The 14111-nt window shown below is 48.1% G+C and carries 14 protein-coding genes; 13 read left to right on the forward strand and 1 reads right to left on the reverse strand.

The genetic code is table 11. The features are described from left to right. Positions 1–38 precede the first annotated feature (38 nt). From LLG96_16245 to pyrE, 13 genes are all read left to right on the forward strand, one after another. Entirely contained in the window at positions 39–932 is an 894-nt protein-coding gene (locus LLG96_16245) for a lysophospholipid acyltransferase family protein (GenBank protein MCE5251760.1), read from the forward strand. Between the two features lie 240 nt (positions 933–1172). Beyond that, entirely contained in the window at positions 1173–1757 is a 585-nt protein-coding gene (coaE, locus tag LLG96_16250) for a dephospho-CoA kinase (protein ID MCE5251761.1), read from the forward strand. Between the two features lie 16 nt (positions 1758–1773). Then, complete coding sequence (locus LLG96_16255; GenBank protein ID MCE5251762.1) at positions 1774–2178, forward strand: response regulator; 405 nt, start codon at positions 1774–1776, stop codon at positions 2176–2178. Next, on the forward strand, positions 2175–3185 hold the full coding sequence (locus LLG96_16260; protein MCE5251763.1) for an SLBB domain-containing protein: 1011 nt from the start codon (positions 2175–2177) through the stop codon (positions 3183–3185). The genes LLG96_16255 and LLG96_16260 overlap by 4 nt, the downstream gene beginning before the upstream one ends. Before the next feature lie 270 nt (positions 3186–3455). Then, positions 3456–5519, forward strand: a complete 2064-nt coding sequence (locus tag LLG96_16265; protein ID MCE5251764.1) for an AAA family ATPase — start codon at positions 3456–3458, stop codon at positions 5517–5519. Between the two features lie 188 nt (positions 5520–5707). Next, positions 5708–7087: a phosphomannomutase gene (locus tag LLG96_16270; GenBank protein ID MCE5251765.1), complete on the forward strand. Its 1380-nt coding sequence runs from the start codon at positions 5708–5710 to the stop codon at positions 7085–7087. A 54-nt stretch (positions 7088–7141) separates the two neighbouring features. Beyond that, entirely contained in the window at positions 7142–7876 is a 735-nt protein-coding gene (locus LLG96_16275) for a hypothetical protein (protein MCE5251766.1), read from the forward strand. Positions 7877–7968: 92 nt separating this feature from the next. Further along, complete coding sequence (locus tag LLG96_16280) at positions 7969–9063, forward strand: prephenate dehydrogenase (protein ID MCE5251767.1); 1095 nt, start codon at positions 7969–7971, stop codon at positions 9061–9063. A gap of 1 nt (position 9064) precedes the next feature. After that, positions 9065–10405, forward strand: a complete 1341-nt coding sequence (locus LLG96_16285; GenBank protein MCE5251768.1) for a hypothetical protein — start codon at positions 9065–9067, stop codon at positions 10403–10405. Between the two features lie 460 nt (positions 10406–10865). Continuing rightward, positions 10866–11057, forward strand: a complete 192-nt coding sequence (locus LLG96_16290; GenBank protein MCE5251769.1) for a hypothetical protein — start codon at positions 10866–10868, stop codon at positions 11055–11057. 5 nt (positions 11058–11062) lie between these two features. Continuing rightward, positions 11063–11929 carry a shikimate dehydrogenase gene (locus LLG96_16295; protein MCE5251770.1) on the forward strand — a complete coding sequence of 289 codons (867 nt, stop codon included), beginning with the start codon at positions 11063–11065 and terminating at the stop codon, positions 11927–11929. An 80-nt stretch (positions 11930–12009) separates the two neighbouring features. Continuing rightward, positions 12010–13116: a 3-dehydroquinate synthase gene (gene aroB / locus LLG96_16300; GenBank protein MCE5251771.1), complete on the forward strand. Its 1107-nt coding sequence runs from the start codon at positions 12010–12012 to the stop codon at positions 13114–13116. 110 nt (positions 13117–13226) lie between these two features. Then, on the forward strand, positions 13227–13745 hold the full coding sequence (gene pyrE / locus LLG96_16305; GenBank protein ID MCE5251772.1) for an orotate phosphoribosyltransferase: 519 nt from the start codon (positions 13227–13229) through the stop codon (positions 13743–13745). Positions 13746–13817: 72 nt separating this feature from the next. Here the strand turns inward: pyrE and LLG96_16310 are convergent, their stop codons facing one another. Beyond that, positions 13818–14027 (reverse strand): hypothetical protein, encoded by a 210-nt coding sequence (locus LLG96_16310; protein ID MCE5251773.1) that lies wholly within the window; start codon positions 14025–14027, stop codon positions 13818–13820. Between the last annotated feature and the right edge of the window lie 84 nt (positions 14028–14111).

The raw sequence follows: 14111 nt of genomic DNA on the forward strand, positions 1-14111 counted from the left end.
AATGAAACCGCTGATATCAGTATTTGTGGAGAAAAGGATTGAAAAAGAGGGGTATCGTCAGGACATTCATGCACCGTATCGAGTATATTTCGCTCGTAATGGCCGGTGCTGTGTTGAGGACGATACCGACAGCCTGGGTATATGTATTTGTGCGGATTCTTGGGTTCTGGGCTTTCCATGTGTTCAGAATTCGCCGTAATGTCACCATGGACAATCTCAGGAATGCTCTGGGCGGGGAATTAACCGAACGAAAGCTGGAAGAGATAGCACGCCGGTCATATGAGCATATCGGAATAACATTCATCGAGCTGCTCCTCGCCCCGAAGCTGGCAGGCCGGATTCTTTCGATAGTCGATATGTCTGATGCCGATGAGGCTCACCGGGTATTCATGCAAGGTCGTGGAATTATCATGACCACCGGTCATTTCGGCAGCTGGGAACTGAATGGTGCGTCGGTTGTGGCTGCGGGTATTCCGGTGACTGTTGTGGCAAAATCCCAGTCCAATCCGTTTGTGGACACGTTGATAACACGGTATCGTGAATTGTTCGGCCTGAGGATTGTAAACCTCGGTGCACCGATTAAACATATCGTCCGGGCTTTGAGAGAAGGAGGCGCTGTCGGGCTTATTTCCGATCAGGATGTCGGCAGAAAAGGCGTATATGTGGATTTTTTCGGAAGGAAAGCTTCGACTCCTCAGGGGCCGGCGCAGCTTTCGCTGAAATATAACACTCCTCTGATGGTGATTATGACGGTCAGAACACGCCCGGGCCGTTATAAGTCTTATTTCCGTGAAGTCGATATTTACCCCGGTGATACGGTGGAATCGCTCACGCAGCGGTATACGAAAGTAATGGAGGATGTTATACGGCTTTATCCAGAGCAGTATTTCTGGATGCACCGCCGCTGGAAATCGTCACCTCAGGAAGATTGAAAGTATAAAATACTCGGTACTCTGAAAGATATAATAATATTGTTGTTCAATTAATTCATAAAACTCATATTGTTACTGATTAATCGGTTTTGTGTCATTCCCGTGAAAACGGGAATCCATTAAGTATTAACCACGGCAAAAAGGGTAGTTTTGATCGGTATATCATTGAAAACCATACCGGATTATAGCAGTATTTTGATAAACCCGGGAACTTTTTATCAGTAAGATAGTGAAATTGCTATGATAATCGGACTGACCGGATGTCCCGGTTCAGGGAAATCGTTTCTTGCCAGTGAGTTTGAAAAACACGGATGGATTGTTGTTGATGCCGATAAAATCGGCCGTGAGATAGTTGAAAACGATCAGGAGATTCTGGGAAAGCTGGCACATGTTTTTGGCAGCGATATAATCGGTCCCGATGGAAGACTTCAGAGACGGGTACTTGCCAAACGTGCTTTTTCCGGCCCTGAACAGACACGCAAGCTCAATCAGATTGTCCATCCGCTTCTTATACTGAAGATTAAAGAGCATGTTCTCGCGTTGCGATCCTCCGGGCGCGATGCTGTCGTGGACTGTGCTCTTATTTTCGAATGGGGAATCGGGAATATATTCGATAAAGTTGTTTGTGTTGCTGCCGATGAAGATATAAGAAGAAAACGGTTAATCCGGCGGGACGGTCGTACTTCGTTGGAAATTGATGATCTCTTTGCTGCTCAGCTTTCGGAGGAAGAAAAGATCAGAAGAGCCGATATCGTGGTACAAAACAACGGTTCTGATGATTCTTTACCTGATTTTGGGGGAATACTGACTCACATACATAAATGATGTATAGAGGCTTGAAATGGAAAGTGATTCTTTGGTAAAGGGAGCTTTTAAAATTCTTGTTGTGGACGATGAAGAAACAATCAGGGATGTTCTGGTTGATTTTCTCGATAGCGAGGGATATACTGTCAAAACCGCCGACAGCGGGGTTACCGCTTTACCAATAGTTGACGATTTCGAGCCCCACGTGGTATTGCTCGACATTCGCATGCCCGATATGGACGGTCTCCAGTGCCTTCGCTCTATTAAGGACATGAATACCCGGATTCAGGTAGTGATGATGTCAGGATTTGCTACAGAGCACATTGCCCAGAAATCCCTTGAAATCGGGGCATTTGATTACATAAACAAACCATTGTGTTTCAATCACCTCAAGAACGTTTTACAGTTCATTAAAATCACGAAATTTGTGGAGTATCTGTGAAAAACCTCATGGTAAACGATATTTCGGCGTGTGTGATAAAGGGATTACGCTGTTTATTCATTGTGGGTATACTGGTTTTGAACGGGACGGTTTCGGCACAGGAAACTGCTCCGGTAACCCCTAATGTTCCTGCCGGTGACAACTCTTTCAATACCCAGGATATCATGAAAACGTATATGATTAATCCCCTCGACAGACTGCTTATTGTTGTTTATGCTGGCGAAAAACAGACCACTGAACTTGAAAAATATGTTCAGAGCGACGGCAGCGTTTACCTTCCCTTTATCGAGCAGGATGTCGTACTCGGAGGATTGATGGTGCTTGAGGCACAAAAGAAACTCGAGGAGCTTGCGCGAACCTATATCAAGGAACCCCGTGTCGTCATCACCGTCATGAGCTCGTATTCCCAGACTGTTTCCACGTATGGGAAAATCGCCAACAGAAACTTCGAGTTGAATGCTCCCATGCGTATTCTGCAGCTCATTGCACGAGCCGGAGGTCCCCTCGAGAATGCCCATGAGGATTCTATCCGGGTTATTTCACGGGATGGAACGATTCGGTTTTTCAATTTCAGGAAAGTAAATTTAAATCCCACAAATGAAACTAATTTTTTACTGAAGCCCGGTGATATCGTTTATGTTCCCGGTATTGAAGACTTTTCGGTGATTGTATTCGGCGATATTCGAACGGCGGGAGTATATAAAATGCGCCAGGGGGAAAGGCTCCTCGACGCTCTTGTCAAAGCCGGTTCATGGACCGCACAGGCCGATCTTAAAAACGTGAGAATTATCAGGGTAAACAAAGGGAAAAAGGCTCAGGTAATGGAAGTAGACCTGAAAAATATATTTAATAAAGGTAATACACAGTTGAATTATCAACTCCGGGATGGTGACATGATTTTTGTACCTACGAGCAGGATGCCGCTCGTTCTACAAACCGTGTCGACATTCTTTGGAATTCTTTCAACGTTGACTTATACTTTCACGTTATATCAGACAACGAAATGATGAGAGTATTCGCATAAATACTTTAAAGAACTGTTTTATAAAGCTTATTAGTGTAATATCGAGGTAACCGGAATGGCACAGTATGATATTGATTTGCGCGATTATTGGAGAATAATAAGGAAAAGAAGATCGATTATAATATTTTCCATGATTGCGATGGCGGTTTTATCTTTTGTGTTTGCTAAATTCAAGGCAAGAAATACCGTTGCATATTATGCTTCTTCGTCGACGATTCGTATCGATAAGGTAATAAAGGGTGACGAGATTTTTATGCAGTCGTATGGTTATACAAGTACCGATGAAATCGAAACCGAGGTCAAGACCATAACATCGTTTCCTGTCATGGCGGAGGTGGCCCGGAGATTCGGAGCGATTGCCGAAGTTGACAGTAATGAGGCTATCAGGGTAGACCCAAAGCTTTTAAGTGTCGTGAATAATATTACCACCATGGTAACTCCGGAACGATCTGAGTTTACGAATATTGTTACCATAAATACTATGGGATATGATCCGGTGGAAGCTCGTGACCTGGCTCAGATAGTTGCCGAAACCTATAAAGACTTCAGGCGGGTTGAAGTCAACAAGCGTATCGATAATTCCATCGAGTATCTCAAACAGAAGCTTGTGGAAAATGAAAAAGCAATGGCAGTGGCAAAAGCTGCATTAAAACAATTTTCAGCCGACAATGACAGTCTTATGCCTTATTACACAAATAATGCGATTTCTCAGGATATGATGAACCTCTATCGCAATGAAAATGATCTCACCCCCCGTGAACATTCCATTGAGGCGATGATAGCCCAGGTTGGTAAAAATGGCATATTGGATGATTCAGCAATTTCGGGAGCGTTTGCTGAGAAAGAGGGGGTTATTTTCAGGGATAACTATTCCCAGCTCCTGAAACTTTATAGTGAGCGGGACGATCTCAAACGGTATTATACCGATGAGCATCCCGAAGTCAGGACGGTTAATAATAAAATTGAGAGTACCAAAAAAACGCTCCTTGACCAGTTGAAAGGGACACTTAACCTGATAAATTCGCAGAAACAAGGTTTTAAAATGGTCGGCAAAAATCTCAGGCAGCAGCTTCAGGATGTTAATAATAAGAAGGAAGAACTCCAGAAAATGCAGACCGACATAGATCTCCTTCGTAATCAGTATATTGATTACATGAGCCAGCTCCAGGCCGTTCAGATAAAGAAATCCGAAAACATCGACGAAATTACTATAATAACTCCTGCTGTCATTGAACCTAAACCGGTTAATTCGCCGGCATCAACCACATCGGTTACATTTATCGGACTGCTTCTCGGTCTGATACTCGGCCTGGTTTTTGGATTTGTTTTTGAGGCCCTTGATACATCCATCGGAACCATCGAAGATGTGGAAGCCTATCTCGGTGTGCCGGTTGTAGGCATCATTCCCCAAATAGAAATGTCGTATCTCAAAGATAAATACGGCCCCGGGCGATACAGCTCGGAAAGTGCCGCAAGCGATGCTGCCAGTCCGGAAACGAATGATGACCAGATACGTCTCGTAATCAAGTATGCTCCAAAGAGCACACTCGCCGAGTCATACAGGGCGCTGAGAACCAATATTCAGTTCATTTCATTTGAGAGGGAAGTCAAAGTGCTCATGTTCTCGTCATCGTCACCCCGCGAAGGGAAAACGACCACTATCGTTAACCTTGCCCTGACCATGGCCCAGAGCGGAAACCGCGTGCTCCTCGTCGATGGCGATATGCGTAAACCCAAGTTGAATCAGATTTTCGGACTCGATCGTGAGCGGGGACTCAGCGAGATTATCCTCGGTAATTTCAAGTGGCGTGACTGCGTTAAGACGGTTACGGATATTATTACCGGCGAGCTTGGGATGAGCGATATTGTTCTTACTCCCGGCATCGATAATCTTCATATCATTACCTGCGGGGCGATACCTCCGAATCCGTCCGAACTGCTGAACAGCGATGTCATGGATGAATTCATACATGAGGTCCGGAATGATTACGATATGGTACTGTTTGACTGTACACCGGTACTTCCGACCACTGACCCGGCTGTTCTGGGACGAAAGGTGGATGGGGTTGTACTCGTTTATGCTGTCGGGAAAGTATCCCGTGGCTCATTAAAACGGGCTAAATCACAGCTGGACACGGTCAAGGCTCATCTGGTCGGAATAGTGCTCAATGGTATGAGAGCCGATAATACTGCCGATTACCCTGAATACAAATACAACGAAGCATATTACGGGCTCGAGGAACAGGAAGAAATACCGAAAAATAATGTTGAAAAAATCAAGAAACTCATGGGAGGATTTATAAGCCGTTTTTCATGAGCGATTTGCTTGCCTGCGGCAGGGATACCACTAAGGGGTGCAGTATAAAGGGGGGGACCCTGCCGCAGGTATTCCTCTTTTTTCTTCATTTCATGACAGTACCCTCTTGCACTTATTTATCTCTGATATTACTTTGATATACATACTGAAGATCATAATCATTTTACCGGTGAGGGTCATATATGGATATCAGGAAACTCGCTTGCTTCAAAGCATATGACATCCGGGGAAGAATCCCCGATGATTTCAATATAGATATGGCCTATGACATTGGCCGTGCATATGTTGCGGAAATTTGTCCCCAGGGACCGGTGGCAGTCGGTCGTGATATCAGGGAAACAAGTGAAGCAGTCTCGGAGTCTCTTCAGAGAGGTATTCATGATGCCGGGGTCGATACGGTAGATATCGGCCTGTGCGGGACGGAAATGGTCTATTTTGCCTCATCTTTCGAGGGAATGGGCGGCGGCGCCATGGTGACAGCAAGTCATAATCCCAGGGATTATAACGGAATCAAGCTTGTGCACGCCGGCGCCCGTCCCATCAGTGGTGATACCGGACTTATGAACATGGAACGGCGGGTCCGTACGGGTGATATTCCGGTAAAAACACTGCATACCGGGAATACCGCCCGAAAGGATATTATGGATGAGTATGTCCGGCGTATCCTGTCATTTATCAATATCGATGTTCTGAAACCGCTCACCATACTGGTCAATCCCGGCAACGGTTGTGCGGGACCGGTTATTGATACGATGGCGCCCTTGCTGCCGTTCCGTTTCGAACGGATGAATTTCGAACCGGACGGTTCATTTCCGAACGGGATACCGAATCCGCTTCTTATCGAGAACCGTTCCGTTACCGCTCATGCGGTCATATCTGCCGGAGCCGCCATGGGTGTTGCGTGGGACGGTGATTATGACCGGTGTTTTTTCTTTGACGAAAACGGTCATTTCATCGAGGGTTATTATGTTGTGGGATTTCTCGCAAAACGGCTCCTTGGCCGGAATCCCGGAGGAAAAATAGTACTCGATCCCCGTCTTACATGGAACACGATCGAGCTTGTCGAAGAGGCAGGCGGCGAAGCGGTAATCTCAAAATCGGGCCACTCGTTCATGAAAGAGAAAATGCGGGATATTGAGGCGGTTTATGGCGGCGAAATGAGCGCTCACCATTATTTCCGCGATTTCTCATACAGCGATTCAGGTATGATACCCTGGCTTCTGGTGGCGGAGGAATTATCGATCACCGGTCAGACTCTTTCCAGCCTTGTGAAAGAACGTATCAGGCTGTATCCCTGCTCGGGCGAGATAAACCGCTCGGTGAAGGACCCCGATGGCGTTCTGGCAATGCTTGAACGGAATTATCGTGATAAAGCTTCGGCATTTTCCGATATTGACGGTGTCAGCATGGAATTTGGTGATATCTGGCGGTTTAATGTCCGTAAATCGAATACCGAGCCTCTTGTCCGTCTTAATGTCGAGTCATCCGGGGATGAAAAAACAATGGAATTCCATACCCGTAAAATTCTCGAACTTATCGATCAGTTTGATGGAAATGGCGGGGAATAACAAGGGTAGTCCGCATTTCGCCGCGATTATACGAAACGATACGGAAAGGGAATCATGAAAAAAACAGTTCTTATGGCAGTATTGGCTGTTTATTGTCTTGCCGGATGCTCTTCCGACGATAAAGCCAGAACAAAAAATGATGCTGGCCAGCCCGGAACCGGTTCCTATCCGGTTTCTACCGCTGATGGTAAAACAATACCGGTCGCCGAGCTCGCGAAATGGCCGTTTTATGGTATCGGCAATGTATCCATCGATCAGGCGGAGAATGCCCTCCGAGTTGCTGAAAGTGACAGCTCAAAGGGTGTAATGCTTGTTTCGCCGGAATCGTATGCGTCACGTGTTGTGGTATCATTTAAAGTGAAGCCGTCCACCTTCGAAAGTGTCAACGTTGTGGTTATCTCGGCTTCCGACAAAACCACGGGAGGAGATTTTCTGATTCCGTCCGATTATGATGGCAATTTCGGGTTCTGGACACAGGAAAATGTGCAGAATTACGTTTTTGCGTTCCACAATGCGGCGCACGACAGAAAACCATTCATTGTGAGAGACCCGGGAATGGTGCTCCTCGCGGAGGCGGAAACCCATGTCACCGGTGAGCGCTGGAATGAAATTGAAATCGGCCGTGACGGTTCTCATGTATTCATGAAAATCGACGGAAAAACGATCATCGATGCCGCGGATACCGCGCAGCCAGAGCTTCCGGGCGGTAAAATATGTTTCCGCTTACGCGGTACTCCGGGAAACAATGCTTCGGCGCTGTTCAAGGATGTCGTTATTCGCGAACAGTAACCATGTACCGGTAACCTTACGGTTGTATAATCGAACCTGAGAGTGGTTCACTGAAACCACAAACCATAAACCACAAACCATAAACCTGGAATATGTTTAACACGATTGTCATTGTTGGTGTCGGGCTGATCGGCGGATCATTCGGACTTGCGATAAAACGAAAGTATCCCGGAATTCGTATCATCGGTGTTTCATCCCGAGCCGCAACAGCCAGCGCCATCGAGATGGGAGCGGTCAACGAAGGCTGCGGTTACGAAGAGCTCGGAGATGCGGTTGCCAGCGCCGATTGCGTGGTGCTCTGTACACCGATACACCGTATCCAGGGGCTTCTCACTGTTCTGGGCTCATCGCTGAAACCGGGTGTCCTCGTTTCCGATGTCGGCTCGACCAAACGCGCCATCACCGAACATGCGGCAATGGTGCTTCCCCGGGGAGTTCACTTTATCGGCGGTCATCCGATGACCGGTTCCGAACGCCGCGGTGTCGATGCTGCCGATCCGTTCCTGTTTCAGAACGCCATATATGTTCTTACACCCGTTGATGGCGTTCCGAAAGCCATTGTTGAAAGCTTCAGCAGATTTCTCGAAACCCTCGGAGCTACCGTTATCATCATGGATGCCGCCGTACATGACCGCATTGCTGCCACAGTCAGTCATCTTCCTCAGATGCTTGCGGTAACTCTCGTCGAAATGGCAGGTAAACTCGATAGCGAATCCGCGCCGTACCTCAGGCTTGCCGCCGGAGGTTTCCGTGACATGACCCGGATTGCTTCAAGTCCTTTCACCATGTGGGACGATATATGCCGAACGAACGACGATGCCATAAAAGAGGCTCTCGATTCGTATATCGATCATCTTCGACGTATCAGAGATCGTATCGGAACACCGGCGCTGGGAGAAGATTTCGAGATAGCTAATATTACACGGGCGACTATTCCAAAGGATACTAAAGGCTTCCTGCGCACCCTGTTCGAAGTCCTCGTCGTCGTCGAAGACAAACCCGGTGTTATCGCCGAAATCGCCACGGAGCTTGCCCGGGTTGACATCAATATCAAGGATATGGAAGTTGTCAAGGTCCGCGAAGGCGAAGGAGGGACGCTCCGGCTCTCGTTCGAGAATGAGCCGCTTGCGAACGATGCGGTTTCACTCCTCACCCGTCTCGGTTATACAGCCCGTCTGAGGAGGTAAGGTGCAGTTCACGGTTTCTTCTCCCGGGCCTCTATCCGGCAGTATAATCCTTCCCGGTGATCTCAGGCTGACACTCGTGCTCATGTCGCTTGGCATGTTCGTTGAAAAGCCGTTGACGATCCTCAATCCATCTACGGCGCCCGATGTTGAAAAACTACGGGCATTCCTCGCAAGACATGGCGCGAGCATTACCGACACGGAGGAAGGATTTACGATGCGGGGCACGCGGCTGGCCGGCGATGTTATACTGGATCGCGACATTCCGGATGCCGTCATCCATTGTATCGCCACAGGTGCAGTATTCTGCGCAAAAACCGTAAAAATTATCGATGGCGAAACTGCACGGGCGCAATATGTACGACCCCTTATCAAACGGCTCGCGTCGGTTGGACTCGGTACTGACCATGTCACCGCCGATGGCGATGATGTGGTGATCAGGAGATGTGAATGTGCAGCGCCGGGACTGGTCACCGTGCATTCCCAGTGGGCTTTCGAGGTTATTATCACTGCCGCGCTGGCAGGACGGAGTTCCGTAACGGTTTCGCTCAATTCCGGCGCTGTATCGCCCTCGGAAAAGGTGCTCGGCGAGTTCGGGTGTACGCTATCGCCCGTTTCTGAAACGGGTGATACGCAGATTGAACTCGAACGCCGTATGGCAAGGATTTCAGGAGATAAAACACGCGGGATTGTCACAGTGCAGTGGGCGGAGAAACCCGGGGAAGTGCGGGTTGAAATTCCGGGAGATTCCACACTTGCAGCCGCTGTTGCAGGTCTTGCCGCCGTGCTCCAGCGTTCGAGCGTAATTATCGAAAAGGTAGTATGGGATACGGGCCGCAGGGGATTTTTTGATACGCTTCGGCGGATGAAGGCGCGAGTGATACCTGATTCGGAGAAAAACGGTCGGCTGTTGGATATCGCGGATATAAGAGTTGACTGGAGCAGGCTTGACGGAGTTCATGTTACTCCCGAACAGGCACAGACAATGACTGATGAGCTTCTCATACTCGCTTCTGTTGCGACTGCCGCTCCCGGGGAAACGGTTATTAGCGATATTACCGATGCACCGGGAGTGGGAAGGGAAGCGTTCAAGCTTCTTGCGCGCGGACTTGAAAAATGCGGTATCCGTGTCGGCGATTTCACCGAAGGTATTGTACTGCGCGGGGGAGGTGAGCTGCAAGGCGGTGTCCTCGATTCGGGAGGGAAGCCGGATGTGGCGCTTGCACTTGCCGTTGCGGGTATGACGGCATCAAGTGCGGTGACCATTGATGGTTCCGGAAGTGATGACTATCCTGTCAGTGAATTTCTGAGGCTCGTCAGGGAGCTTTCCGGAAGGATTTTATAAGCGGCAGCAGTGCCGTTACAACATGATGTATTCTGCAGCGGTTTTAGCTGCCCTTGCATCCTGCTTTAAAGCGCATGTTGCATTTTCATTCCAGACATTTATATTACAATGACCATTCGATTCAACGGATGGATAAAGGGATTATTCACTCAGCATACTGACCAGGATTATTCATGAAAATTTTTTCCATAAAGACACAAATAGATATAAGATATTATTTATACTATTATTAGCAATGATAAATTGTTGATACTCAAAAAGATATAAATATAAAAAAACAAATCCGTGAAAATCCTCCTCCGCTGCGTCAGAGCGACAGCGCGACGAGCCGATCCGCGATAATCCGTGTTCTATAAATTCTTTGAATAGATCGGGCTGATTTTTCATGTGAAAATTTACTTCCCAAATTTAACGTTGTCTGAGTTGTGTTCCAAAATGTTATTCTAACGGAGGTTCGGTGATGAAATCATTTATCAGGTTTCTGGCGGCATTGGCTACGGTACTTTTTGTGCTTGTCGCTGTCATTAAATTCGTGCAGCGGTGCTCATGGAAAGAGGCTGTAGGAATTCTCGAAGAATTCTGTAAAGAGGCGCATGGAAGCTGCTGCTCGAGAAAAGGGCCGGCAGAGGAAGATATTCCGGAAGAGGCTTGAGCGGAATGCTTTTACGCGGTACGACAATGGTTTGCGGAATTATCGGGGATCCGGTCGGTCACAGCATGTCGCCCCATATGCAGACGAAAGCAATGGAAAAAATGGGGTTTGACGGCGTCTATGTCCCGTTCCATGTGAAATCCGGAGACCTTGAAAACGCCGTTCGCGGAATTGTTGCACTCGACATCAGGGGCATGAATGTAACAGTGCCTCACAAAACAGCGGTTATGCAGTATCTCGACCGTCTTACCGATGACGCCCGGGCTGTGGGAGCGGTCAATACGATCATCAATGAGCATGGTTTGCTGACCGGTGATAACACCGACGTGTACGGATTCGTCCAGGGGCTTCTCAGGGAAGAGGGAGTCGATTCCTTTCCCGCAAAGGTCTGTATCATCGGAGCCGGGGGCGCCGCGAGAGCCGTTATATATGGATGCGCAACCCGTCCGGAGGTCGAGGAAATCTGCATCCTCAATCGGACACTGCCGAAGGCTCAGAATCTCGCGACGGAATTTTCAGGGAAAACGGGAAAAAAAATTGCCTCCTGTCCTTTCGATGAAAAAACCATTTCCGAGGTTATTCCCGCTGCGTCGCTCGTGATCAACACGACAACAATCGGGATGCATCCCCATGAAGATGCGTCGCCGGTGCCCGATCCTTCGGTGTTTCGCACCGGACAGATTGTTTACGATATTGTTATTCCCCCCATGCAGACAACGCTGCTGAAAGAAGCCGCTGCAAGAGGGGCTCGTACTGTCGGCGGTCTTTCCATGCTTGCCTGCCAGGGCGCACGATCACTCGAATTGTGGACAGGCCATGACGCCCCTGAGGAGTTCATGGCGGCCATTCTTCGTGGTCAGTTCAGATCATAAGGTCTTATTCTGCATAATATCTGGTATGATACGATTATGTTAATGAGGCAGTATTTCTATTTTGAAAGAGCAGATTTTTTATGGAAACAGTTTTAGTCGAGTTTGCTGAACGTTCGTATGATATCATGATCAGAAGCGGCAGTCTCCGTCGGGCCGGTTCATTTATTCGCACCTGTATAGCGGAAAAACCTGCAAAAGCAGCCATCGTAACAACGGAAACGGTGGCCGGCCTGTACCTTGACACAGTGCTGAAGTCAATAGAAGCGGAAGGCTATTCCGTTACTGCTGTTGTTGTGCCGGATGGCGAGGAATTTAAAACTCTTGCTACCTACGAGACCATCATGACTCGGCTCATTGAAGCGCGGTTTGAGCGTAAGAGCATCGTGATTCCCCTCGGAGGAGGAGTTGTTGGAGATGTGGCGGGTTTTGTTGCCGCCACGCTTCTCAGGGGTGTGCCCTTTGTGCAGATTCCAACAACTATCGTTGCCCAGGTCGATTCGTCCATTGGCGGTAAGGTTGCGGTAAACCATACGCTCGGAAAAAACCTCATCGGCTGTTTTTACCAGCCCCGTGGCGTGCTGATCGATCCGCATGTTCTGAAAACGCTCGAATACCGTGAGGTCATAAGCGGAATGGGGGAAGCGGTAAAACATGCGATGATTCGTGACGGGGAGTTTTTCTCGTTCCTCGAACAATATATTGAAGCGATCATGAGCCTCGAAGCCGCCGATGAAATCATGGAGCGTTTTATCGCCTGGAACTGCCGTATCAAGGCGGCTGTTGTTGCTGCTGACGAGCGCGAGGCGGGCTTGAGAGCAATTCTTAATTACGGTCATACGGTGGGTCATGCGCTTGAGACAGTTACGGAATACAGCCGTTTCAAGCACGGCGAGGCGGTTATTCTGGGAATGATCGCTGCCGGGAAAATCGCGGTTATAAAGGGTTTCATGAGTGAAGCCGACTTCAACCGTCAGAACAGCCTGATCGACCGGGCGGGTATGACTGTTTCACTCGATGGCATCTCTGTCAGTGATGTTTTGAAGGCGATGACAACAGATAAAAAAGTTGTTGGAGGCCGTAACAGGTTTATCCTGCCCGACGGGATAGGCGCTGTGCGGATTCACGATGATGTGGCTGAGAGGGAAGTTGAAGAATCACTGGAGTTTCTTTTCACCAGAAATGACTGACAGAAATCTCCGGCGTCATTTTTTATACGGAAACAATCCCTTCATGAATATATGGTCGGATAACTATGAAATGAAACATAACGGCTTAAGATTGTTATGGAAAGGTCAATATGAACATCGAAGAACTAGCACAGAAGGTAAAGGATGCGGCGCTCCTGAGAGGAGATTTTATTCTTTCGAGCGGACGGAGGAGTTCGTACTATCTTGATAAGTACCGTATCGAAACGCGGCCCGATATTCTCAGCATTGTGGCTGACGGTCTTAGGGATAAAATTCCGCCGGAGACGGATATTCTCGCAGGACCGGAACTTGGAGCCATCCCTCTTGTTACCGCTGTCGGTCTGAAGACGGGTATACCCTTCCTTCTCGTTCGTAAAAAAGCCAAGGATTACGGCACCAAAAATGTGGTTGAGGGTCTCTACGAAAAGGGACAGAACGTTGTGCTCATCGAGGATGTTCTGACAACGGGAACGCAGGCAATAACGGCTGCAGAAAGCCTTCGCGAAATTGGCCTCAATGTTCTGAAGATCGTCTGTGTCATTGACCGCGAAGAAGGCGCCCGTGAAGCTGTGGAGGGTGCTGGCTATGTATTTGATCCGCTTCTGACCCGTACCATGATGGGAATATGAAGCGGGGATTACGATCATATACCCCGAAAAACAGCAGATACATACCTGTCCCGGGGAAATCAGCCGTTCCCGTTATTGAAGATGTACTTCGACGATGTAATCCTTATTGACGATTTTTAATGCTTGATTTTTATCGCGCAGAACGATGAACCGCTCCGGAAGGTTCAGGAAGTCCGAGAGCCTGGAATCCAGATCGATCTGGATTTCTCCGGAAATGCTTCTCCCGTTGCTGAGCGAAATTGTGGCAACAACGGTCTGTCGGGGAATTGATTTGTCTTCCATGAATAACTCCTGTGGCGTTTGAGGAATATTCCTTAATTAATATTGTCTATAGGGAAACATTTGTCAAGATTCAAACGTGAAAGA

It is taken from the genome of bacterium, from assembly GCA_021372535.1.
GTDB lineage: Bacteria > Latescibacterota > Latescibacteria > Latescibacterales > Latescibacteraceae > JAFGMP01.

Bases quoted from the DNA above. Each gene is read 5' to 3' on its own strand.
- coaE (MCE5251761.1), top strand. From the start codon at position 1,173: ATGATAATCGGACTGACCGGATGTCCCGGTTCAGGGAAATCGTTTCTT.
- LLG96_16255 (MCE5251762.1), top strand. From the start codon at position 1,774: ATGGAAAGTGATTCTTTGGTAAAGGGAGCTTTTAAAATTCTTGTTGTG.
- LLG96_16265 (MCE5251764.1), top strand. From the start codon at position 3,456: ATGCAGTCGTATGGTTATACAAGTACCGATGAAATCGAAACCGAGGTC.
- LLG96_16275 (MCE5251766.1), top strand. From the start codon at position 7,142: ATGAAAAAAACAGTTCTTATGGCAGTATTGGCTGTTTATTGTCTTGCC.
- LLG96_16280 (MCE5251767.1), top strand. From the start codon at position 7,969: ATGTTTAACACGATTGTCATTGTTGGTGTCGGGCTGATCGGCGGATCA.
- LLG96_16290 (MCE5251769.1), top strand. From the start codon at position 10,866: ATGAAATCATTTATCAGGTTTCTGGCGGCATTGGCTACGGTACTTTTT.
- LLG96_16295 (MCE5251770.1), top strand. From the start codon at position 11,063: ATGCTTTTACGCGGTACGACAATGGTTTGCGGAATTATCGGGGATCCG.
- aroB (MCE5251771.1), top strand. From the start codon at position 12,010: ATGGAAACAGTTTTAGTCGAGTTTGCTGAACGTTCGTATGATATCATG.
- pyrE (MCE5251772.1), top strand. From the start codon at position 13,227: ATGAACATCGAAGAACTAGCACAGAAGGTAAAGGATGCGGCGCTCCTG.
- LLG96_16310 (MCE5251773.1), bottom strand. From the start codon at position 14,027: ATGGAAGACAAATCAATTCCCCGACAGACCGTTGTTGCCACAATTTCG.